Source organism: Halomonas sp. 3F2F, assembly GCF_014897805.1.
Classification (GTDB): Bacteria; Pseudomonadota; Gammaproteobacteria; order Pseudomonadales; family Halomonadaceae; genus Vreelandella.
In genome coordinates, this window is record NZ_JABUZE010000167.1 from 1 (window position 1) to 23,269 (window position 23,269).

Below are 23,269 nucleotides of genomic sequence, written 5' to 3' on the forward strand. Positions count from 1 at the left end.
GCTCAATACGGTTAGGGCAAGTGGGTCGGTTTAATGGCGCTTACTTTTGATTGGGCTTTCCAGGTTCGATTAAAAAAAGGGTAACACCACGTTGATGAGCCCACGTCAGCATGGCGCGTCCGCAGAACTCCTTCCCATTATCCGTACGAAGGGCACTTGGAAGCCCACGTTGTAGCGCTAGATGATCCAGAATCCGTGTTAACGACAGCCCGTCAATGGCACGGTCAGGCACGATAGCCACGGCTTCATGGGTAGCGTCGTCGACAATAGTGAGGTTCTTGATCACTCTCCCTTCCGCCGTGCGGTCAAACACAAAATCCATTGACCAGACCTGATTGGCAGCACCAGGGCGGCCCAGGGGCTTGCGTTCAGACAGGGGAATCTTCTTACGCTTGCGTCGCTTTACCTGCAACCGAGCCGCCGCGTAGAGGCGTTCGACGCGCTTGTGATTGACCTGTTAACCGGCTTGACGCAGCTTCAGGTAGATCATGCCCGCGCCGTAACGACGATGTCGGTGTGCCAAGGCAACAATGCGTTCACGTAATGTCTCATTGCGGTCAGGAGCCGGTTGGTAGCGCAATGCACTGGCACTCATACGCATGACACGGAGCGCTCGGCGCTCACTCAGGCCACGTGACACCATAAAACGCACCACGTCTCGACGTGCCGGGGCGCTCACCACTTTTTTCTCAGCGCCTCGCGAGTGACCTCCATCTCCAATAGCGACTCCGCGAGCAGCTTTTTCAGGCGTCCATTTTCGGCTTCAAGCTCTTTCAGTCGCTTGGCATCGGGGACGCTCATGCCGCCAAACCTGCTGCGCCAAAGGTAATAACTTGCTTCCGAGAAACCGTGCCGACGACATAGCTCCTTGATGGGGAGTCCCGCCTCCGCTTCGCCCAAGAAGCCAATGATCTGTTCTTCGCTGAAACGCTTCTTCATGTCCAATCTCCTTAGCATAGGATCGGACTCTAAAGTGTAGCGCTACTCAATCTGGGGGTGACGTCGATACTAAAAAAGCACCGTTGGAGTATTAGGGGTTAAAAAATGGATAGGTGACATCAACTGTGTTTAAACACTTATTGAACTGAGTTCTAAACTGACGCTGTCGTTTATTTTTCGTTTATTAGTATTTATTAATTGCACTAAAACGGGGCGGAAAAGCTAGCACTTTAGTCTATTTTTGATGTGTTTCTGGCCTATACCGAACCTGCATAGGGTATGCATATATTCGTGTCCGCAGTTAAATACGTCATCGCTCTGGCCAGCAAATCGACGTTTTTAACTATAAAAGGGTGACTGTATATGCCTTATGTTCACGATACGCTGACACGTTTAGCGAAAAGTAGCCCTGCACAAACTGAGTTTTATCAAGCCACTGAGGAAGTGCTTGAATGTCTTCGCCCATTGTTCGAACGTGCGCCGCATTACCATCAGCACAGTATTATTGAGCGCATTGTTGAGCCGGAGCGTCAGGTCATGTTCCGGGTGAGCTGGGTGGATGATGCTGGTCGTGTACAAGTCAACAAAGGCTATCGCGTGCAATTTAATTCGGCGCTTGGCCCTTATAAAGGCGGTTTGCGTTTTCACCCCAGCGTGACGTCGGGCACCATTAAATTTTTAGGGTTTGAGCAAATCTTCAAAAACGCGTTAACGGGGTTGCCGATTGGCGGTGGTAAGGGTGGCGCTGACTTTGACCCAAAAGGGAAGTCTGACAACGAAATCATGCGCTTCTGTCAGGCGTTTATGTCGGAGCTTTATCGTCATATTGGGCCGCATACCGATGTGCCCGCTGGGGACATTGGCGTTGGTGGACGAGAAATTGGTTATCTATTTGGTCAATATAAGCGTTTAACGGGCCGTTACGAGGGCGTGCTGACTGGGAAAGGCCTAAACTGGGGTGGTTCCCTCGGTCGCAAAGAGGCGACTGGCTACGGTGCGGTTTATTTTGCCGAGAACATGCTGGCAGCGAAAGGCGAAGCCTTGCGTGGTAAAACCTGCTTGGTATCTGGTGCGGGTAATGTGGCGATTTATACGATCGAGAAGCTCTATGAGCTGGGTGCCAAGCCCGTTACCTGTAGTGATTCCAAGGGGACTATTCACGACCCTAGCGGTATCGATTTAGGCCTGCTAAAACAGTTAAAAGAAGTCCAGCGTGTATCGTTGGAAAGCTACCTGCATGAGCACCCGGAAGCTCAGTATATTTCGGCTCGGGATTACCCGCAGGACGGCCACGCGGTTTGGCGTATTGAAGGCGAGGCGGCATTCCCTTGCGCGACGCAAAATGAGCTGACCGAAGCCGATGCCAAAACACTGTTGGCGAATGGCGTTACCTGCGTGAGCGAGGGCGCTAATATGCCTTCCACCAAAGAGGCGGTAGATGTCTTTTTAGAGGCTAAAATTGCCTATGGGCCCGGAAAAGCAGCGAATGCAGGTGGCGTGGCGACGAGTCAGTTGGAGATGGCCCAGAACAGTAGTATGGAGCAGTGGCCGTTAGAGAAAGTTGACCAGAAGCTTAAACAGATTATGGCGGATATTCATCGTCAGTGTGCGGATACGGCAAGTGAGTTTGGTGAACCTGACAATCTTGTATTGGGTGCCAATATTGCGGGCTTCCGCAAAGTGGCCGATGCGATGATTGAGCAGGGCGTTATCTAATCGCTTTTATTAGCTAAACCACATACACTGTCGTGACACAGTCCTTTCCCTCTGGGGAAGGGCTGTTTTCGTTGGTGCGTTTTATGCTCACTAACATCACTATTGATTGCTTTCCAAGGAGAGTAGAGATGGGGCAGCGTCCTTCTATTATCATTAATCGACTTGATGCTGAACGACTTCAGCGCCTGATTGATAATGCATCTGAAAAAGACATGATGGTAGCGGAGCTACTGGAAGAAGAGTTGGAGCGCGGAGAGGTACTTGACCCTCAGGATATCCCTGAAGATGTGGTTAGCATGAACAGCCAGATACGCTTTACTGACCTGACCCGCGAACGTCAGATGATTCGAACGTTAGTGTATCCTCATGCACTTGAAAGCGTTGAGGATGGAATTTCGGTGATGGCGCCAATTGGCGCGGCGTTAATTGGCTTACGAGTGGGCGATGTTATTGAGTGGCCGCTACCCAACAACACCGAAGTACGCCTACGTATCGATGCGATTTTCTGGCAGCCCGAGCGAGAGAAGCAGTTTCATCGATAAAGAGAGGGGAGTATCACCCCTCGCGCTTCTGTAAGTTGTCGACAGAGATCTCAACATCCTGTGGGCGTTGTAGCACGTTAAGCAGCACGATAGCGCGCTCTTCGCCTTTACACCGTTTGAAGACGGCTTCTAAATCTTTGAAGGGGCCGTCGGTGATCGTCACGGTTTCCCCTGCGCAGAAGTAGCTGTGGCTGCCTTCCTGGTGATGCGGCTGTGCGCGTAGGGTGTCTACTAGTGCATCTGGCACGGCAATGGGCGTGTTGCCAAAGGTGAGTAGGCGCAGTACCCCGCGGGTGGAGCGAATGGGCCGCCAGTTGCTGACGGTTTGATCCAGCCGGATAAACAGGTAATAGGGGAAAAGTGGCTCGTTCACCAGCGTAAGCTTGCCTTGGCGCTTACGTTTAGCGTTCAGCACTGGGTGGAACACCTCGTACCCTTGATTGGTGAGGTGTTCAGCGGCGCGAAATGACTCGCCACCTTTGCATTGAATTACATACCAGCAGGGTTTAATCCACTCTGATTGGGTTTCGAATTCATCCATAAATCACCCTTTGGCATTGGCGAGCAGTAGCGCGAGTGCATCCAGCGTTTGGTCAATATGGTCTTTGGTGTGTTCACAGGAAAGGAAAAAACGCAGCCGCGCGCTTTTCTCGGGAACCGCAGGATACAGAATAGGCTGCACGTTAATGTGCTGCGCAAGCAGCGCATGGGAGAGGTGTGCCGCGAGCGGCGAGCTACCCACAATAACGGGTACGACGGCAGAGCCAATGCTATGACCGGTGTCCATTCCCCTAGCTTGCGCCTGCTCCAGGAAGTAGTGCGAAATAGCCTGTAGCTGGGTAACGCGCTCGGTTTCCTGGGGCATCAATTCCAGTACTTTAAGTGAAGGCGCGGCCACTTGGGCGGGCATGCCGACGCTGTAAAGAAAACCGGGTGCAAAGTAGCGCAGTGTTTCGACCAGCGCTTTATTGCCTGCGATATAGCCCCCGCAGCCTGATAGCGTTTTGCTCATCGTACCCATCCAGATATCGACATCGATTGGGTCAATCGCAAAGTGCTCTCTTAAGCCTAGGCCAGTGTCGCCCATGACGCCAAACGAATGCGCTTCATCGACCATCAGCCACGCCCGATGGCGTTGCTTTAGTTCAATAAAGCGGGGTAGGTCGGGGATGTCGCCATCCATGCTGTAAAGCCCTTCAATGACCACAAGAACGCGTTCAAATTGATGGCGATGACGACTTAACAGCGCGTCGAGTGCGGCAGGGTCGTTATGACTAAAGGACATGCGCTTTGCGCCTGACAGCTGCGCGCCGACCAATGAGCTGTTGTGGATGTACTCGTCGTGAAGCACAAGGTCTTTCGGGCCCAATAGATAGCCAAGGGTAGACACATTGGTTGCGTGACCGCTGACAAAAACAACCGCGTCTTCAACACCATAGATGTTGGCGATCGCTTGCTCTAGTTCGCCGTGAATAGGTCGTTCACCCGAGACGACGCGACTGGCAGAGACGGAGGTGCCGTAGTGAGCCGCTGCGTCGGATGCCGCTTGAACAACCCGTGGGTCACCGGAGTAACCCAGGTAGTTGTAGCTGGCAAAATTAATGCACTCATGTCCATCAATCACGCTGGTAGCACCGGCGAGGCCGTCATGGACTTTAAAGAACGGGTCTATAAGCCCGAGCTGTTTAGCGCCCTGGCGCATCATGACTAGCTGCTGATAACCCGGGTGGGCATCAAATCGTGTAAAGCGCTCGGGAACAGTCCGAGTTGCCTCGGCGCCTGAGATAGCAGTGGCTTGGGTGCTGGTGGCACGGGGCGTTGGGCGCTTGCGTGCCTGTTCCAGCAGCTGTCGTTTCAGTTCAGAGCGCTTTACGGTCATGGTGTCTCGGTGGTAGATGTTGAAGCCGACTCATTGTTGAGCCCGTCCGCCCCGTGGCGAGCGGCCAGAGAGGCTAACGCATCTTGTGGCGCTTCTTCAACATCATTGTCATGCTGATGTAATTTTTGAATCAGCACACCTGCCAGTTTGTTCAGCGTTGACGCTTCACTCAACACCATCACCGGTACTTGCACGTTCAGGCGGTTCTCGATGGCGGTCATCAATTCAACGCCCATGAGCGAATCAAACCCCATATCGTATACCGAACGGTTGATGTCGATTTTCTCTTCATCAATCAGCAGGATACTGGCTAGTTCTGCGCGCAGTAGGTCGGTAATGGTGCTATGCAGCTCTTCTGGCGAGAGGTCGGCCAGTAGCGCACTGATATCGTCATCGTGGTCAACGCTGCCATCATCATCGCTGGTGCGGGCAATTTCGTTAAACCGTGGTGCCTGGGCGGTGGGTAAGAAGCGTGCCAGTGCGCCCCATTCAAGTTCAAGAACACCAAGGCTTGGCCCTGGGGTCAGCAGCATTTGCTCAAGCACGTTGAGGGCGTCATCCGAGCGAAGTGCAGAACCGCCTAAGCGCTCTTGCAGCGCATCCCGGGTGCGCGTGTTGCGTGCCAGGAAGCCGACATCTTCAATCGCCCCCCAGCGTACGCAGGTAGCCGCTAGGCCAGCGGCACGGCGGCGGGCAGCAAAAGCTTCTAGCCAGTGGTTAGCGGCAACGTAATTGGCCTGCCCTGGGTTACCAAATAGCGTCGTCGCCGAGGAGTAGAGCACAAAGAAGTCGAGTGAGATGCCCTGGGTGAGAGCATCCAGGTGACGGGCGCCGTCAATTTTAGGGGCCAGCACCTTTTGAATACGCTCGACATCTAAGTTGCGAATCAAGCCGTCGTCGATCACTGTGGCGGCATGCACGATGCCACGCAGCGGGCTAAGTTCGCGTTGCACGCGCGCCATAATGCTTGCTAGCGCGTCGTAATCGGTAATATCACAGGCCGCAGCCAGTACTTTCACGCCTTGGGCTTCAAAGGTCGCGATAGCAGCTTGGGCTTCTTCGCTAGCGGGACCGCTGCGGCTTAGCAGGATAAGCTGACGTGCGCCTTTGCTGACTAACCATTGAGCCGTTTTTAGGCCAAAGCCACCTAAGCCACCGGTCACTAGATAGCTGGCGTCGGCTGCGAGTGTCATCGCGCCGGTGCCTAATAGCTCGTTACGCGGTGGAGCAATAGGCTGTTCGTAGGTGACTACCACTTTGCCGATCTGGCGTGCTTGCTGCATATAACGGAAGGCATCAATCACTTGGTTGTGACTGAACGCCGTGAACGGCAGCGGGCTGAGTGTGCCATCGTTAAATAGCGCCATCATTTCACCGAACAGGCGCTGGGTGAGGGCAGGCTGCACTTTCATCAACTGGTCAGAGTCGATGCCGAAGTAGATTAAGTTGTTGCGGAACGGGCGTAGGCCAATATGAGTATTTTCATAGAAATCCCGTTTACCTAATTCTAGGAAGCGGCCAAACGGGCGCAATGCGCGGAGGTTTTGGTTAATCGCTTCGCCTGCCAATGAGTTCAGTACGACATCCAAGCCTTCGCCTTGCGTGTCCTCTAGGATCTCTTCGGCAAATGTCAGCGAGCGGGAGTCGTAAATACGCTCTTCACCCATAAGGCGCAGGAAGTCGCGCTTCTCTTCAGAGCCAACGGTGGCGTAGATATCGGCGCCCAGCCACTGGGCAATTTGCAGCGCGGCAATACCCACACCGCCAGCGGCACCATGAATCAGTACTTTCTCACCGGGCTCCAGGCGCGCTAGATGTTTTAGCGCGTAGTACACGGTGAAGAACGTGGTCGGTATCGTCGCGGCAGCAGCATAGCTGACGCCTTCCGGCAGGGGCGCGACGGCGTGTTGGCTAGCAATGAGTCGGTCGCTGAAGCTGGCGGGTCCAAAGCCCACGACCGCCTGACCGGGCGCAACGTGCTGAACATTGGCACCCACCGCGATAATCTCACCCGAGAACTCAAGCCCTAGAGTCGGGCCAGCGAAGCCATTTTCAATCGCTTCATCAGACAGTAAGCCAAGGGTGTACATGACATCGCGGAAGTTGAGACCGGTCGCTTTGACGCGAATTTCAACGTCATCCGCGCCAAGTTCAGGCAGTGGGCGTGGCCGCCACTGCAGCTGACGCAGTTGCCCTGGTAGGGCAAAGCCCAGCGTCATTGCCTGATGAGGTGCAGTACTTGCCTGTTTGACCGGGTGAGGAGCGGGCAGGGTACGAAGGCGGGTAGCAAACCGCTCGCCTTCAACCGTTATTACCAGCTCGTTTTCGCTATCTGGCGTAGCAAGCGACGCTGCAAAGGCGTTTAACGTCGCATCGCTGGGAACATTTGGTAGATCGATCAGCGTGACGCTATGGCCAACCGCTTCATTGGCGAGCGAACGACCAAAGCCCCATAGCGCGGCGTCATCGCCTGTACTGGCAGACTGGGTCGGTAGCCAAAGCGTGACACGGCTGCCTTGGCTTTCCAGCCCGCTTGCTTCTAATGCCAGTGACCACTGCTGTGCCATGTAGCAGCGTTGGGTTTGAGCGGCGGTTGTACAGCCCTTAAGCCCACGCAGATCAATCACATTGAGTGCGGCAGGTACGTCTTCGCGTTCACCTAGCGCTGTATTTAACAGTGCTTGCGGGGTTGCGTCGCTGACGGTTAGCCATGTGTTGGCGGTGCCTAACCGCTCTGCAAGCTGGGCAGCAAGTGCTTCGTGCTCCGCGTCAGAGACAAGCAAATGGTAGGCCTCTGCTGCCGTTTGCGTCAGCGAGTCATTGCTTGCTGCGTATTGGCCATGCAGTAGGTAAGCACCATTCTCTTCCAGCTCAACCGGCGGCGAAACGCTGAGGCCTTGTTGCGCTAACCACTCGACTAGGTTGTCTTGTTCCAGGGCGGTTTGGTCGATGCCGGGTGTCGCCAGTAAGTCATCAAGCCAACGGCTCGGGTGGACACCAATCACCATTACCTGAGCGCCTGGCGCAAGCTGGCCTGGCAGCGCTTCAATCAACTGGCGGGTGCGTTCAGGCTGGGTCACGTCCACGCTGATAAACGCCAGCTGGGCTTTCTCTGCAGGGCTAAGCGCTGGCAGTGAATCTTCCAGTGGCTGAATATCCATCAGCGGGAAACGTTCTTGAAGCTGTTCCGCCTGATGGCGAGCCGTGTTGCTGGTGGTAATGGCGCGGTAGTGGTGCGCATCTTTAGAGATAGTCGTATTCGCTAGCTGTTCGAGCAGTCGCTGGCCCAGAGCGGGAGTACAGGGACCTGCTTCTAACAACTGCAGCCGCTGACCGGTGGGCAGCGTGGCTAGCGTGGCTTCCATTAATGCGCCAAGCTCGGCGGCTAACACTTGCCAGCCGTTTTCGCCGATAAGGACGCGATTAATGCCTGCTAGGTGCTCAGTGGTAATGCCTAGGCTTTCAAGGGTGTCGTTGCCGCTGGACAATTGCTCACGGTGTAGCCCTAAGCGACCCACCATATGAATCGGCGCAAAATAGTCGGGGTAATCCTGTACCAGTAACTGCCAAATGGTTTCCGGTGCGAGCTGATCTTCGCCGACGTTAACATTAACACCAGTAAAGGCTTCGCTAAGGCTATCGAGCAGCGGTGATACTTCTTGGGCATAGCGTTGACCAGTACTGGCGGTAAACGCATCGCTTAGCCCAGCCAGCCGGGCGAGTGCACTGCCTGGCAGCGAAAGCGTCGCCGCGTTTAGCGGAGCAGGCGTTAACTCAACATCCAGGTAGCTAAAATGCTGGTGATGAGCGCGGTTTAAGCGAATCGCCTTGAAGCGGGTTTCACTAAGCACGGCCACGGCGTTACCGGCGGCGTCATACAGTTCGAAGTCGGCGGTGAAGGAGTGGGGCGCGCGTTTACCCATTACTGCTCGCGCCAGCACCGGGGCACCGGCTTCAGCGTTCACCTGGATGCGCCCAACACGAACTGGCACAAAGGCTAGCTGGGCTGCAAACTCGTTGTGTTGAGCTAGCAGCGGAATAAACATCTGAAAAGCACTATCCAAAATGCCCGGATGAACGTGCAGCGTATCGAGCTGCGACTGGACACTATCGGATAGGGTAATTTCACCAATGACGCTGTCGCCTTCAATCCAGCCACGGCTAATGGCTTGGAACGCAGGCCCGTAATGCAGTCCGATACGTTCGGCCATCTGCAAGTGCTCGGCCAGGGTATAGTCTGGCGCGCGGCTTGGCAGGCTTGGTGCTTTTCGGTTGAGCAAGAAGCCGCGGCTTTCGCGCATGCGGCGAGCAACGGCATTTAGCTGCCATTCGCTACCGGTGGCTGGCTCGCGGGAGTGGATGGCTAAGCGGCCGTCGTCTGGATCCAGCGTCAAGCGCATGGTGCGCCCATTGGGCCCATCCAACAGTAAGGGAGCGCGAATCTCCAGCTCTTCAATGTCTAAAATCGGTGTGTCTTTCTGCTGCAGGGCCGCTGCTAGCGTAAGCTCCACAAACCCCGCACCCGGGAAGACTGCACCTTCGCCAACGACGTGGTCGGCCAGCCATGGCTGGCGCTTGGTATCCAGCTGGCTTTCCCAGGTGTGATCCTGCTGCGCCAATGGGTAGCCAAGTAATGGGTGCTGATAATAGCGGGAAAGCAACCCTTGGCCATCGTTGGTGCCTTGCACCCAAAGTTGGGTGCGTTGCCAGGCGTAGTGTGGCAGCAGGACGCGCTGGCCTTCTACAGGGAAGAAGTGGTGGCTATCGAGGCTTAACCCGCTTAGCAACAATTGGCCGAGGCAGCGGGTTAAACCATCTGCGCCTGACTTATGCCGTTCAATGGTGCCTAGCACTAATCCGCTACGCTCTTGCTGGCGTAAGGAGTCGTTCATATAGCGGCGCAGGATGGGGTGCGCGCCGACTTCCACAAAGACATTGTAACCCTGCTCAATAAGCACCGTAGCGGCGTTGTCAAATAGGACGGGCTCACGAATATTGAGCCACCAGTAATGGGCATCCAGCTGTGTGCCTTCACTGATGGTGCCGGTCACGGTGGACACATAAGGAATCTGCGTGGCGCCTGGACGAATGTCAGCCAAGGCTTCCACGACGCCTGCTTTGATGCTGTCCATGGCGGGGCTGTGGAAGGCGTAGTCCAGTGGCAGGCGCTTTGCGAAGGTGCTCTGTTCGCTAAGGGCTGCTTCAATGGCGCTTAGCTGGTCACGATCACCTGCTAACGTAATGCCTTTGGGGCTGTTAATGCCTGCCAGGCTAATGTTGCTAAATTCGGGTTTTTCAAGCCAGGGAGCGATCTCTTCCGCGCTGATAGCGACAGCCGTCATTTCCCCAAGACCACGGGTTTTGCCCTGGTAGAAACTGCGGTAATAAATAACTTTAACGGCGTCTTCTAACGTTAATGCGCCGGATGCCCAGGCGGCAGCAACTTCGCCAACGCTGTGGCCGAATACGGCGGTGGGCACGATACCCTTGGATTTAAGCCATTCGGTTAACGCGACCTGCAGTGCAAACAGGGCGGGTTGGGCGATTTCGGTGCGCTCAAAGCGCCCTTCGCTGGACTCTTCCTGGTTACGGCCCGCAAGCTCGTCACGCAGTGAAAAATCACCATGCTTCTGGAACAGGGTATCTACACGATCAATGGCGTCGCTAAACACGGGTTCGCTGTCTAGCAGGTCGTGACCCATGGTTTCCCATTGGCAGCCGTTCCCGTCGTAAACAAACACTGGGCCTCGGGCGTTAGCTAAGCGCTCCAGTGTCACAACGCTGTTGGTTTCACCTTCAGCAAACTGGCTGAGCGCGCTGGCGGCGGCCTCAGCTGTTTGGGCGAAACAGAGCGCGCCAAACGTGTGTTGTTCGCGGTGGCTGTTCAGCGTGTGGGCGGTATCATAGAAAGCATGGTCGCTTTCGCGTAGGAAATTAGCTAGGGCACGGGCATTAGCCGCCAGTGCTTCCTGGCTTCGTGCGCTAATACGAACGGGTAGCGCAGCATCGGGCACTTGGCGAGGTGCTGGTGCTTTTTCGGGGGCACTTTCCAGTATGACGTGAGCATTGGCGCCACCAAAACCAAAGGAGTTGACGCCAATGACCAAGCGGCCCTGTTTTTTGAGCGCTTGAGCTTTGGTGACCACGCTAATGTTCCACTCATCAAATTTGATGCGTGGATTAAGATTGCGTATACCAATGGTGGCGGGCACTTCACGGTGCTGCAGGCTGTACAGCGCTTTAGCAAGCCCGGCAACGCCAGATGCCGTTTCTAAATGGCCGAGATTACTTTTCACTGAGCCAATCAGAAGTGGTGTTTTACGATGCTTGCCGAGTGCTTCGCCGATAGCCCGGGTTTCAATGGGGTCGCCAACGGCGGTGCCGGTGCCGTGAGCTTCAAGGTAGTCGATCTCGTCCGGCGAAATGCCAGCCTGTTCGTAGGCGCGGCGCATTAATTCAATTTGGGCGCTGGGGTTGGGCACCGTAAGGCCAGATTTGTGGCCGTCAGTGTTAACCGCTGAGCCTGCTACCACGGCCAGGATATTATCGCCGTCGGCCACGGCTTGATCATAATCTTTTAGCAAAAACAGCCCGGCACCCTCGGAGCGCACGTAACCATTACCGGCTTCATCGAAGACTTGGCAGCGGCCAGTGGGCGAGAGCATGCTGGCCTTAGAAAAAATAATAAAACCATAGGGGTGCAGGTGCAGACTGATGCCACCTGCTAGCGCCATATTGGTTTCGCCGCTGCGAATCGATTGGCATGCCTGGTGGAAGGCCACCATGGAAGAGGAACAGGCGGTATCCAGCGACATGCTGGGGCCATGTAGATCAAAGACGTAAGAAAGCCGGTTAGAGGCGATACTTGAGGTATTACCGGTCGCGGTCGAGGCATCAATCGCCGCCATGTCATCGGCAAGGCGATAGGAGTAATCAAGGCTGGCGATGCCAAGGAAAACGCCGCACTGGCTACCGCGCAGGGTGCTGGGCACGATGCCCGCGCTTTCCATGGCTTCCCAGCTAAGCTCCAACAGCATGCGCTGTTGCGGGTCCATGTTCGCCGCTTCACGGGGCGAAATACCGAAAAACTCTGCGTCGAATCCGCTTATATCGCCTAGGCTACCCGCGGCAAAGGTGACGCTGGTGCCGGGATGGCGTTTGTCCGGATGCTGGAAAGCATCGAGGCTCCAGCGGCCGGGGGCCACTTGGGTGACGAGGTCTTTTTCGGCTTGCAGGTCCTGCCAGAACGTTTCAGGTGTGGTGCCGGGGAAACGATGGGCGGCGCCGATAATGGCAACGCGTTTAGTCATTCTTGCTCCTGAGGTTCTGGTTCTGCCTTGATCACATCGCTACTTATATCGCGTCCAAACGCTCGTTTAAATAGGTAGACGCCAAGTTCGTTTGCTTCCAGCGTGCACGACGCGCGCTCAATGGGCGTCTTATCATGCAAATTACGATCTACTACCGTTGACCATATCATGTACGGGGTGCTGCTAGCAGGAGGCGAATAGTGCCTATATGCGGCAGGCAGTATGGGTACGTGGTCACCGTACCAGCCCAGCAGCCCTGGTCTTATAGCAGAGTTTAGCGCTGCTTTAACGCTTCCGAGCATTTTATCTGATTCACCCAAATGGTGCAGGTAAACAGCTAAATCCCGTAAATGATGCGGTAGCGGCCACGGTGCAGTAGGCAATGTTGACGCTACCCTAGCCTTTTCCGGTGCTTCTAAGTGTAAAGGGCCGTGATTCTCCATGGTAATCACAAACACAAAGAGAGGCCTATTATCGTTATCTTCAAGCAGGCGTCCAACTTTTCGTGCAACGGCTTGGTCACCAATGTACTGGCCATGCTTATCCTGGCTTTCGAATGCGCGAATGTCGATAAACGTCTCAAACCCTAGTTTGGGAATAACGCTGTCACGCATGTAGAAGGTAGCCGGGTAAGGGTGAACACAAACAGTTCGATAGCCTTGGGCTTTGAATGCACTGGCAATGCTGGGCAGTGTGTGGCGCGACAGCGTACGGTAAGGATTAAACTGGCGCGGTCCCCAGGTGTCAGGCGCTATGCCAGTTAAAACGGCGCATTCGGTGCGCACAGTGTTTGCGCCCCATGCGGGCACATTCAGCGCTCCCTGCACGACAGCTTCCTGGCAGGTAGCGTCATAATTCGGCAGTAAGTCAGCGGCAATCTCGCTACACCAGGGGCGAGGATCAAAAAACGATTCACTTTGTACCAGCACAACGTTTGGCTTTGCCGCATCGGCGTCTAGCTCAAGGCTATGTTGATCAAGTGACCGATGTTGAGCAAGTGGCTGAAAGGGCGATGTCTCGGGTGTGGGCGGTTGTGAGCGCATCAGGGCAATGCCGTATGCCCACAGGCTTGAAAATAGTCCCAGTCGATCTAGGTCAATGTTAGGGGTCAGTGTGATAGGCGGCAGTTTTCGCCACCCCAGCCAAACGAGCAGCGCACCGATTGCTATCAGCATTAGGCTATTCACTAGAAACGCAGTGCCGCCCCATTGGCGAATTAGCGATGGTTCAAAAACCAAAAAGCTACCAATCGCAACCGCACCGGCGCTGCTGGCAGCAATGGCGAGACCAATGCCGAAAAAAGGCACATACAGACGCGGGTGCAAAATAGCATCCCAGAAGTATTCAAAATCATGGCAAATAAAGGGTTCGTTCAACGTGCGTGATTTAGTATTGCTGGACTGCACGACCACGAGTTGCAGCGATAAGATGAAAACAACAGCAAACCAAGGGCGTTGCAGAAGCAGCATAAAGGCGCCAAACAACAGTAACCAGCTACCAAGGTGCAGCGTGTTTGCGGCTATGCCGCGTTTCCAAAACGGTTGTGGGCGAGGGCTCAGCAGTGCCTCGAACAGCACACTACCTAACAAGCCTACTAACAGTGGGCTAATAAATGTGGATGATAGAAAGAACGCCACGCTACGCGCCCCCGGTATGATTAAAGCCAAGGCGTTTGATGAGCCATTGAGAAATGCCCGCCGGTAGCACGGCCAGCCACCAAGTACCGAAATTCAGCGGGAAGGGAAAACTGATACGAGCGCGGTTAGCGGTGATGCCACGTTGTATGGCGTTGGCAGCCCGCTCCGGCGGCCATTCCCAAGGCTTGGGGCCAGGCATGGCATTGCACATGGCGGAAGTGACGTAGCCAGGCATTACCACGGTCACACCAATGCCATGGGGTTCGAGTAAGCCTCTTAGGCCTTCTCCGTAGGCTTTGATGCCCGCTTTGCTGGCGCTGTAGCTTGGCGTTGTCGGTAGGCCGTGCCAGCCTGCCAACGAGCTAATAAACACCAATTGACCGCTGCCGCGTGCTTGCATGGCGGGAACCAGTCGCTGGGCCATTGCAATGGGAGCTTTCAAGTTGACATCGAGTAGCGCTTGAACCTCGTCCCACGGTTCTAGCGTGCTTGCGCTTGGATGAGTATTGATGCCCGCATTGGCAATCACAATATCTGGAACGTGCTCGGCACATAGCGCATCAAGCCAGTCGTTGAGTTCGCTTTGGTCGGTTAAGCTGGCTGATGATAGCGACACCTGTGCGCCTTTTTCTCGACACGCCATCGCCAACCCTTCAAGCGTCTGCTGGTTGCGGCCGTGTAGCACCAAGTGCGTAGCAGGGGCTGCATAAGCACGGGCTAGCGCCCCGCCTATTGCACCGGTGGCACCGGTAATCAGCACGCAGCGGGGTGCATTAGAAGGGTAAGAGGTCGTTACATCAACGTTCACACCAACGCTCACAGCAACGTCTCCAGTGGTGAAGGGCAGGCTTCTAGTATACGCGCTGCATTGTTCACCGCTAAATCGATACTGGGTTGGCAGTAAAAACCACCATTAATTTGCGTCGTGTACATCACCGTGTTGCGAAAATAGCCAAAGAGCGCTTGGCTGGGCAGCGGCGGTTGGTGCCAAAACTCGTCTAGAGAGCCTTCGTAGGTGAGGCCCGCTAAATTGTAGATGGGGTCGCTGAGCGCAAAGGTAGGACACTGTTTTTCAAGGGAAACAATGCCGACCGTGCTGTTTACTGTGACGGTGCCCGTGGCGTGTTTAAGCAATGGGTTGAGATTGCCTGATTCCAGGTAAATGATGCGCCCATGTAGGCCGTAAAAATCTTCCAGCCTTTTAATGATGTTCGGGTAATTAACCAGCCCCATATCCAGCGGGTGGTTTTTTATACACAGCAGCGCATCACTAGGGGCGTTTAGCGCAAAGGATCCCATCACGTGATCCATCACCTCTTCCATATTGGCATAAGGTGAGTGGTCGCGAATCTGCGCATCGGTGTTGAGCTGCAGCGGCAGCATAAAATAAGGCTTTCCGCCTTCGATAAGGTTTTTAATCCGCGCAGCATCACGCTTTTTCCAGTACTTAAGTAAGGTAAAGCGTTTGGCGTAGCCCGCATACTCCACCGGCGCAGTGATCGGCGCATGGTTACGATAGTGGGGAGCCACCAGAGGATTCGCTAACCCCGCCAGGTGATAGCACATGTCGTGAGCGGCACGGATTTTAAAAGACGAACGAAAGCGAACCGGTGCAGGGAGTTTGGGCAGCGCTTTGCCAGTTTCAAAAAACCACTTGGGGTCTCTGGGCAGCAGCGAGTGACCATTAACACCCTCGCGTTCAAGGGTGACCCAGAAAGGGCGAAAGTAGCCTTCTTCAAAGACGTGGGTACGAATGCCAGCCGCGGATGCTAAGTCAACCGCGGGGCGGTGAATCGGACGCCGGTCACCAAACAGCACCTGATCGGTAATGTCGTAACGTTGCCACAACGACTGGATATAAGCCGGTAGCTCGCTTAGCGGGCCGCGAAACAAATGGTTCTGGCTATGGGTGCGCTGCCAGTAGACGATATCGCCAGCGTTGAAGTTAACCTTTACCACGCGATGGCCATCGTCGGTTAGCCGACGGGCGAGACGCTGGTAAAAGGGCGAGCAGACGCCTTGGAGAAATAAGAATGCACGCTTTTGCTTCAACTTAATGACTTCCAATGAATAAGTTACGATAGCAGCGATATAGCCGCTGCTTCCATGTAAGCATATGTTTTTGAGACTTAACTTGTTCTAATTTAGCCTGCTCCAACAGGCTGACTACCGTTTCAGCATTACACAGCTGTCGAGAGCCGGGATCGACGTAGCTTGGGTATAGAAGCAGTGTTCCTGCGACTAGCGCATCCAGCGACAGCGCCCGGTTGCGTCGCGGGCAGTGCATGGCATCCTGGGTTAGCCCCCAGCCGGCATAAAACGGAAGGCCATAGGTGCATACCTGGCGTCGACGAAGTAGCGCTTCAAAACCAGTGAGCGAGCTCATGGTATGCACTGCATCAACGCGTGCTAACAATATGGTGATATCGATATGACTAGCGTCGAGATCATACAGGCGTTTGGCGTTGGTATCGAGTGCTCCGACACGGGCACCGGTAATCACGTCAGGGTGGGCTTTGTAAACGATAAAAGCATCGGGGTTGGTGTCCCGTACGGCTTTTAACAGCGCACTGTTAGTGCTTATCTCTGGCGACCCTGTGGCAATTGACGCATCGCTTTCTACCTGGCCAGGCACCAAAATAATGTGTTTGTTGGCGGGCAATTCAATGGCTGCTTTGCCCGGTACATTATATTTGGAAAGCTTCAATGCGACCAACCGTTCGCGCAATCGTTCCGCTCGCTCTAATAAGTCATCGCTGAAATCAGCGCTATTGAGCAACGTTTCTAGCTCGCTGGGCTGGCTTGGGTCGTAGTAAATGCCCTGTCGATCAATGACCAAAGAGAGTGGCTGAGTGAGGTCTACCCCCAGGCCCACGGAGCGTATAAAGCCGTCCTCCATTCGCCATAGTGCCGCTATATGGTCGCGGTGGCGGGCTTTAAAGTCATCGTTAATACGGCTAGACCACACCAGTAGGTTGGGTTTTTCAGCCTCCGTTGAGAAAGCGGCTGGCAGCTCTTTTTGATATTCAATGCGTGCCGCTGGGCCAAGAAAGTGGCCAATGAAGCGCTTCTTCCATGAAGAGAAGCCACAGGCTAACCACTCACCACGCAGGCGCTCTTGCTGACGCTTTTGGTCGGCAATCAGAGCAATCGTTTCTTCCAGCGTCGCGGCCTTGCCTGTGTAGGGGTTGGCATATCGGGTGTAACGAAGATAGGCGGCGGCAAATACCTCTTCCAAACGCCGAGAGACTCTTCTACGTGTACAGCTGAGCTGATCGTGCGTTAATCCCCATCCCGCATAGAAGGGCAGGCCAAAGCAGTGCACTTGCTTACCGGCCATCAAGGCTTCGAAACCTAACTGGCTGGTGACGACATAAACGGTTTTGACTCGGTCAAACAGTGCCCAGGGGTTAATGTTATCGCTGATGATATGGCAACGAGGGTGATCGTGAGCATCTGCTAGATGCCCCTGCTTTTTGCCTGCGATAACGTCAGGATGTACTTTAATAAAAATATCGGCATCAGGATGGTTGTTTAAAGCGCACGCTAACATTTGCCGAAAACTGTCTGCGTTAGCACCGCCATAGTGAATAGAGGCATCGCCTGCCGTTTGATCCACCACTAATACATTGTTAGTCCCAGATACAGTGTCAGTCCCAACATTGTCAGTTCCAGCAACGGGAAGCGAGTAATCAGGCGCGTGGTTGTATTTCGATAAGCGATAACGCGATAGTTGCTCAATGCAGCGCGTGGCCTGGGCAAGCTCTTCGGTGTCAAACGTGGCATGATTGAGCCAGTTTTCTAAATCACTAGGTCGAGAGGCGTCATAATAGATGCCCGTGTAATCGACGACCATGCTATGAGGCTGATAGCCTTCGACGCCTAGTCCTAAAGAACGAAGAAAGCCATCCTCAAGAGCGACATACGGTAGGCGGTGACGAGCGGCATAATGGCGAGCACCATCACTTGTGGGTTTGAGCCCCCAGCCAATCACCGCATTCGGTTTCGAGCTCAGTGGTCTAATGCGTGAAAAATGCGAGTATTCAGGCAAAAAAGAAGCAAGCGCGTTGATCTTGGTAATACCGGGAGATGTATAGCCTGCTATTAGTTTTGCCATGAAAGAGCCGAAATAGTGTCAAAAACAAGCGGAAATATAAACGCAAACAATTAAAGCGGCGAACATACGTGAAAAGGTCTAGCTTATCAATTAAGCCTAAAGTGGTCTTACGGTAAGAGGGTTCTTTGTTACATAATGATACATATCAAAAGTACAACCACGCTGAATTTCACCAACGCGCACTTTTTCCTCTATTTTGGTAAGTTGTCGGTTTATAACGCGATTGGGACAGGCTCATTGGACGCAGAGGTAGCAAACGTTAATAAGAAGGTGGTGATTGGTGCGTCTGGCTGCTGCCTGCAAAAGATCGATGTTTAGGGAATCGATGCTGAGTAAATCAATCCTTGGCTCTTTAAAAGGCCGGCTGCTGCTGGGGCTTTTGTGTGCGCTGTTGATACTGGCTGGGTTGGTATTGGGGATGGCGTGGCAGGTGGGGAAAACCATGGTGCAAGAAGCGAATATGGCCCACATGCGTTATGAAGCCGACCTGATTGCGGATGAGGTTACCCAGCAAATCGACCACCGTTTTCAAGCGTTAGAGCGACTAAGCGACGTCCTTGGAATGTCGAATGACCCTGAATGGCTTGGTTATGAGCTGAGCAAAAACGATGCGCTATTGGCGTGGTTCGATGCAATCGTTGTCAGCAATAGCAGCGGCAGAATTGTGTCTGATTGGCCAGCAGTGGCGGGGCGTGTGGGCCTCGATACAGCAGAGCTTGAATACTTTAGAATGCTCAGAGGCACGCGAAGGCCTTATGTGAGCGAGCCGTTTGTTGGTCGGGCTAGTGAAATGCCAATGGTGTTAGTCAGTGTGCCCCGGTTAGACAGCGACGGGCGGTTCGCGGGCATGATTGGCGGGGCCGTCAGTTTAAATAGCAGTGGATTATTCAAACGCCTAGCAACCATTCGATTGGGTAGTGAAGGTTATGCCGCAGTTTCAACTGCAACGGGCCAAGTATTATATCACCCGAATAGGGCGCTCATTAATAACGATAGCTTTGATGCAACGACTATCCCGCTGTTGGACTTAGCGCTCGATGGCTGGCAGGGCGATGGCGTTGGTAAGTTGCTTGATGGCCGAGTGGGTCTACAGTCCTATGCGCAGGTATGGTCGGCGAACTGGGTGGTAGGGCTTTACCTTCCTCTAAAGCAAGCTCAATTACCGCTATCTGGTTTTATCCATAAACTATGGTGGATTTGGTGCGCCGCTGCGGTCTTAATGATGCCTGTTTTATGGTGGTTGCTGGCACGTATTTTAATGCCATTAAATCTGCTGGAAACACAGATTGGTGAAGTAGGGCTTGGGCGCCGTTCTGGCGTTGATCTTGCGACCAATATGCAAGAGCTAAAACAAGTAGCCAGTACCTTTAATCGTGTTGAGAATGAGCGTCAGCTGCTAGTAGGGCACCTTCAAGAGCGTGAAGCATTTTTGGATTCGGTGCTCAATGCCTCGCCCCAAGGAATGTTTGTGGCTGACTTTGGCGGCGACATTACCTATATGAACCCCGCGTTATTAGATGTCTTGGGTATTGAACCTGATATGCCTATGGAAGCCTGGCTTGAGCAAATCCATATAGATGATCGTTCCGGCGCGAAAGATATGTGGATGCATAGCTTAAAAACCGGCAATGACTATGTGCGTCAACTGCGCTTTATACGCAGCGACAAAGAGATGCTATGGCTTGAGATTCACGCCCGTGTGGTCATGCTTTCCCAGGGGGGTAACTCGCTTGGCTTGGTGGGTGTGGTAAAAGACATTACCGAACGCCGAGAGCAGGAAGCACTTCAACGTTGGGAAGCCGAGCATGATCCATTAACTGGTCTGCTCAACCGCCGTGGTTTTGAGCGTCGTCTTGAAGAGGCCTTTGCCGACTTCCGGAAAACCAGCACGCCGTCAGCGCTGCTATTGTTCGACCTTGATCACTTCAAGCCGATTAACGATGAAGGTGGACATGCGTTAGGGGACGAAATGCTGCGCCGTACTGCCCAGGTAGTCGCGTGGGAAGTTCGTCGCAGCGACCACGTGGCACGTCAAGGTGGCGATGAATTTGGGGTGCTGCTGCCGAGCTGTACCTTAGGCCAGGCAGAACGCATTGCTGAATCGCTACGCCAAGCGGTGAGCGAAGTGTCGGTTTCCCATGAAGGCAAAGAGTACACCGTGACGTTGAGTATTGGGGTGACCAGCTTCGATGAGAACGACACTAACTATAACGTTGCACTTTCCCGAGCGGATGCCGCCAGCTACGAAGCCAAAGGGCATGGGCGAGACAGTGTGGTGGTCAAACTGCCAAAGGCATTAGACCCAATGTCGTTATTTGAATAACGGTGGCATTTGAAGTGCATTTGGCCTTTGCGTCTTCGGGTTAATCTTCTATTAAGACCCTTATTTATTCCCATCAGTCGACAAACCCCGAATGACGGTAGAATATAAGCGCCTGCTTATTCGAATGAGAGTGCTTTCGTGAACCTACTTGAGCTATTTTCCCGCACGCTGGATATCACGTTACCTGTTTTTACCATGGTGTTCGTCGGCATCGGCTTAAAGCGCCTAAAGTGGATCGACAGAGAATTTGTTTCCACAGCGTCCGCTCTCGTCTTCAAAGCAACGCTCCCCACGCTGATTTTTTTGAGTTTAATAAAAGCTGATCTAAGCGTTGCGTTAGATGTGCCGTTACTGCTGTTTTTTGCCGCCGCGACACTCGGGCAGTTCCTGATCAGTTGGCTATGGGCGAGCTATCGGGTGCCTAAGGCCGACCGCGGTATTTATGTTCAGGGCGCGTTCCGGGGTAACTGCGGCATCGTAGGGTTAGCACTGGCAGCGGGAATGTACGGCAACTACGGGCTTTCGGCCGGTAGCCTGCTGCTTGGCGTGGTGATTGTGATGTATAACGCACTTTCGGTGGTGGCTTTGGCAGCCTACCAACCTGGGCAATCTACAAATTGGCGCAGCCTTTCGAAGCATATCGTCACTAATCCACTGATTATCTCTGTGATCGCCGCGCTGCCTTTCACGGCGTTTTCGATTCCACTGCCCAGTTGGCTGATTACCTCCGGCGACTACTTCGCCTCGTTAACGTTACCGCTAGCATTGATCTGTGTCGGCGCCACGCTCTCGGTCGCCACCATGCGCAGCGGCAGCCAAATCGCATTAAGCGCCAGTAGCATGAAAATGATTGTGCTGCCGCTTATTTCCACGCTGGCAGCGTGGACGGTGGGGTTCTCTGGAGAGCAGTTGGGGTTGTTATTTCTGTTCTTCGCCAGCCCAACCGCCGCCGCCAGCTTTGTCATGGTAAAAGCAATTAACGGCAATGTAGCGCTGGCCGCCAATATCATCGCGATAACCACCTTAATGGCCAGCGTCACCGTCACCAGCGGTATCTTTGTGCTGCGCCTGCTAGGATGGATTTAACTGCGCGGTTGGCTGACACTCTCCAACACGCTATACTATGCGCCCCATAAGTCCCTGTAGCTCAGTAGGATAGAGCAGCCGCCTCCTAAGCGGCAGGTCGCAGGTTCGACTCCTGCCAGGGACGCCATATAAATCAGATAGTTAGTGCTGTTATCCTCTTGGTAATTTAGCTTATTTTTCGTTTCGCCCCCACAGGCGCCCCCACAAAAAACGCTTGCTGCAACACCATATCAGCTACCTAATCCCGACACATTAGCCTATTGGCGAGAGCTACGCTGAGGTCTGCTGCTCCCGCAATGGCATCGTTATCCACGGGTGAGACAGTGATTGAGTTGTTAGATAACAGTTCAGTTTCTGCGATAGTAGAAAAATTTGGTTCTTCGTCACTTCATGTGGATTTAGCCTGATCGAACAGGCGGCCCACCGGGCTGCCAATCAGGTAGATCATGGCGATGAAGTTGGCCTCGTTCCGGTAGCCACGTGCGCGTGACCGAGCCGCCTGAAACAGGCCGTTCATCCCTTCCAGTCTTGCGTTCGTCAGTCCCGAGTGCCAGCGCCTGACCACTGCTTCCGCGTGCCGTTCAAGTGTCGCCAGGGCCTTTCCTATCGGCTTCAGTAGTGGCTTTTCAGAAACCGCCGCTTGCATGACCTTGAGGTAGTTCGTGATGCGCCACCGAGCCGCTCTGGGCGTCGGAGCCTTCTGGATCCAGCGTAGCTTTTCCTTGATTATCCAGGCATCGGCCGTGGCGCTCTGATCGGCTACTAACGCCTGGAGCGCCGCCAGCTGTTTGGGTGTCAGGTTCTCGTTGTCCAGATTCTTCAGCAGTGCCCAGCGCAGCGACTTGGGGTGTTCCTGTTCGCGGCGCTCTTTCTTGCGTACCTCGTCCAGCCGCTTGGTAAAGGTCTGCACGATGTGGAACCAGTCGACCGTTACCTCGGCCTTGGGAAGGTGTTCGGTGATGCCGCTAAGGAAGGCGGGCGACATGTCGCAGACCGCCTCGACCACATTGTCCGTATCGCCGCCATGGGCTGTCAGGAAGGCGCTAAAAGCTTGGATGGCGTCTTTGCCGCAGCCTGGAACAGCGAAGATCACCGGTGCCTGCTTGCACTGCATGTCGAGGAACACCGTGACGTAGCGATGACCGCGCCGGGACGCGGTTTCGTCCACGCCGACCGTCGCCACCTTGGACAAATCCAGCTCCCTCAGCAGGCGGCCCAAGTAGTGATGCACAATGCGCCATAGGCGTTTGTCGGAAATCTCCAACTGCCGGGAGACGGCCAGCACCGGCATCTCCTTGACCAGTGACATGGCCGCTTGCTCAAACAGCAGGGTGAAGTCGCTGCCCGGCCGCGCCCAGGGCACCTCTATGCGTTTGACGCCATGTTCCGGACACTTCGTGCGAGGCACGCGAGCATGCAGGTAACAGTGGTGCTGAAAGAAGTTCAGATGCCGCCAGGTTTTGTCGGCAAAGTCGTGAGCTTGGCAGGTCTTACCGCACGCCGGACAGGGATAGAGACTGCCTCGTTCCGCCTCGACATAGAGATCCAAGCGGAGGTATCCAGGTGCTGGTCCTTGAGGACCCAGGGCTCTTCTAAGCCCAGGCCGAGAGTTAGAATCTGGGTGCCGTCCATGCCATACCTATTGCCGTTGTGGAGTCCATATTCTGGCCCAGCTCAGCCCGGCTTATTCACGAGACTCACCTGAAAACGAAGATGGCGA

At 54.3% G+C, this 23,269-nt stretch carries 11 protein-coding genes, 1 tRNA gene and 2 pseudogenes; 5 read left to right on the plus strand and 9 right to left on the minus strand.

Annotation, left to right across the window (positions count from 1 at the left end; translation table 11 throughout):
* Positions 1 to 46: 46 nt before the first annotated feature.
* A pseudogene (locus INT21_RS16920) lies at positions 47 to 939 on the minus strand (IS3 family transposase); the annotation flags it as partial.
* Positions 940 to 1,302: 363 nt separating this feature from the next.
* On the opposite strand from INT21_RS16920, the gene gdhA reads away from it, so the two are divergent.
* The gene (gdhA, locus tag INT21_RS16925; RefSeq protein WP_193067494.1) at positions 1,303 to 2,655 is read left to right on the plus strand and encodes an NADP-specific glutamate dehydrogenase; all 1,353 of its coding nucleotides are present in this window, start codon (positions 1,303 to 1,305) and stop codon (positions 2,653 to 2,655) included.
* A 128-nt stretch (positions 2,656 to 2,783) separates the two neighbouring features.
* Positions 2,784 to 3,197 carry a nucleoside diphosphate kinase regulator gene (gene rnk / locus INT21_RS16930; protein WP_095603255.1) on the plus strand — a complete coding sequence of 138 codons (414 nt, stop codon included), beginning with the start codon at positions 2,784 to 2,786 and terminating at the stop codon, positions 3,195 to 3,197.
* A gap of 13 nt (positions 3,198 to 3,210) precedes the next feature.
* Here the strand turns inward: rnk and rfaH are convergent, their stop codons facing one another.
* The 7 genes from rfaH to INT21_RS16965 are packed head-to-tail and all read right to left on the minus strand — an operon-like array spanning position 3,211 to position 18,140.
* Positions 3,211 to 3,738 (minus strand): transcription/translation regulatory transformer protein RfaH, encoded by a 528-nt coding sequence (gene rfaH / locus INT21_RS16935; RefSeq protein ID WP_193067493.1) that lies wholly within the window; start codon positions 3,736 to 3,738, stop codon positions 3,211 to 3,213.
* Between the two features lie 3 nt (positions 3,739 to 3,741).
* Positions 3,742 to 5,076 (minus strand): aminotransferase class I/II-fold pyridoxal phosphate-dependent enzyme, encoded by a 1,335-nt coding sequence (locus tag INT21_RS16940; protein ID WP_193067492.1) that lies wholly within the window; start codon positions 5,074 to 5,076, stop codon positions 3,742 to 3,744.
* Positions 5,073 to 12,386: a type I polyketide synthase gene (locus INT21_RS16945; protein WP_193085511.1), complete on the minus strand. Its 7,314-nt coding sequence runs from the start codon at positions 12,384 to 12,386 to the stop codon at positions 5,073 to 5,075. The genes INT21_RS16940 and INT21_RS16945 overlap by 4 nt, the downstream gene beginning before the upstream one ends.
* The gene (locus INT21_RS16950) at positions 12,383 to 14,023 is read right to left on the minus strand and encodes an LTA synthase family protein (protein WP_193060303.1); all 1,641 of its coding nucleotides are present in this window, start codon (positions 14,021 to 14,023) and stop codon (positions 12,383 to 12,385) included. Before INT21_RS16950 ends, INT21_RS16945 begins: the two co-directional genes overlap by 4 nt.
* Before the next feature lies 1 nt (position 14,024).
* Positions 14,025 to 14,843, minus strand: a complete 819-nt coding sequence (locus INT21_RS16955; protein WP_301396012.1) for an SDR family NAD(P)-dependent oxidoreductase — start codon at positions 14,841 to 14,843, stop codon at positions 14,025 to 14,027.
* Positions 14,840 to 16,075 (minus strand): capsule biosynthesis protein, encoded by a 1,236-nt coding sequence (locus INT21_RS16960; protein WP_193060302.1) that lies wholly within the window; start codon positions 16,073 to 16,075, stop codon positions 14,840 to 14,842. Before INT21_RS16960 ends, INT21_RS16955 begins: the two co-directional genes overlap by 4 nt.
* A 1-nt stretch (position 16,076) precedes the next feature.
* Positions 16,077 to 18,140, minus strand: coding sequence for a capsular polysaccharide biosynthesis protein (locus INT21_RS16965; RefSeq protein ID WP_193060301.1), 2,064 nt, complete (start codon positions 18,138 to 18,140; stop codon positions 16,077 to 16,079).
* A 325-nt stretch (positions 18,141 to 18,465) separates the two neighbouring features.
* On the opposite strand from INT21_RS16965, the gene INT21_RS16970 reads away from it, so the two are divergent.
* The 3 genes from INT21_RS16970 to INT21_RS16980 all read left to right on the plus strand — a co-directional run bounded on the left by INT21_RS16970 (position 18,466) and on the right by INT21_RS16980 (position 21,676).
* Positions 18,466 to 20,463 (plus strand): sensor domain-containing diguanylate cyclase, encoded by a 1,998-nt coding sequence (locus INT21_RS16970; protein WP_193060300.1) that lies wholly within the window; start codon positions 18,466 to 18,468, stop codon positions 20,461 to 20,463.
* A 138-nt stretch (positions 20,464 to 20,601) separates the two neighbouring features.
* Positions 20,602 to 21,549 (plus strand): AEC family transporter, encoded by a 948-nt coding sequence (locus INT21_RS16975; RefSeq protein ID WP_193060299.1) that lies wholly within the window; start codon positions 20,602 to 20,604, stop codon positions 21,547 to 21,549.
* A gap of 50 nt (positions 21,550 to 21,599) precedes the next feature.
* Positions 21,600 to 21,676 (plus strand) — tRNA-Arg (locus INT21_RS16980).
* Positions 21,677 to 21,937: 261 nt separating this feature from the next.
* Here the strand turns inward: INT21_RS16980 and INT21_RS16985 are convergent.
* Positions 21,938 to 23,181: pseudogene (locus tag INT21_RS16985) on the minus strand (ISL3 family transposase).
* Positions 23,182 to 23,269: the final 88 nt, after the last annotated feature.

Bases quoted from the DNA above. Each gene is read 5' to 3' on its own strand.
- gdhA (WP_193067494.1), top strand. From the start codon at position 1,303: ATGCCTTATGTTCACGATACGCTGACACGTTTAGCGAAAAGTAGCCCT.
- rnk (WP_095603255.1), top strand. From the start codon at position 2,784: ATGGGGCAGCGTCCTTCTATTATCATTAATCGACTTGATGCTGAACGA.
- rfaH (WP_193067493.1), bottom strand. From the start codon at position 3,738: ATGGATGAATTCGAAACCCAATCAGAGTGGATTAAACCCTGCTGGTAT.
- INT21_RS16940 (WP_193067492.1), bottom strand. From the start codon at position 5,076: ATGACCGTAAAGCGCTCTGAACTGAAACGACAGCTGCTGGAACAGGCA.
- INT21_RS16945 (WP_193085511.1), bottom strand. From the start codon at position 12,386: ATGACTAAACGCGTTGCCATTATCGGCGCCGCCCATCGTTTCCCCGGC.
- INT21_RS16965 (WP_193060301.1), bottom strand. From the start codon at position 18,140: ATGGCAAAACTAATAGCAGGCTATACATCTCCCGGTATTACCAAGATC.
- INT21_RS16970 (WP_193060300.1), top strand. From the start codon at position 18,466: ATGCTGAGTAAATCAATCCTTGGCTCTTTAAAAGGCCGGCTGCTGCTG.